At 67.1% G+C, this 316-nt stretch carries 1 protein-coding gene; it reads right to left on the bottom strand.

What is annotated here, in order from left to right; all coding sequences use genetic code 11:
• Positions 1-316 (bottom strand): beta-ketoacyl synthase N-terminal-like domain-containing protein (locus tag IH68_RS51400; RefSeq protein ID WP_037886754.1); only part of this gene is annotated, 316 nt, incomplete at both ends.

Here is a 316-nt window from a genome sequence, read left to right as displayed (position 1 = left end):
CAGATGCAACGCCACCAGCGACGACGAACACGCCGTGTCCACCGTCACCGCAGGACCCTCGAAACCGAACGTGTACGCAATACGCCCCGACGCCACACTCAGGGTCGTGCCGGTGAGGACATACCCGTCGGACTCCTCGACGGCATCGCGCAGGCATGCTCCGTAGCCCTGTTCCACGAGTCCGGTGAAGACGCCGGTGCGGCTGCCGCGCAACGTGGCCGGGTCGATACCGGCCCGCTCCAGCACCTCCCACGACGTCTCCAGCAGCAACCGCTGCTGCGGATCCATCGCCAATGCCTCACGCGGCGAAATCCCG

This window comes from Streptomyces sp. NRRL S-646, assembly GCF_000720765.1.
Taxonomy (GTDB): Bacteria; Actinomycetota; Actinomycetes; order Streptomycetales; family Streptomycetaceae; genus Streptomyces.
Note: the sequence above shows the minus strand (reverse complement) of the source record. Positions and strands in the feature narration are given on the sequence as shown.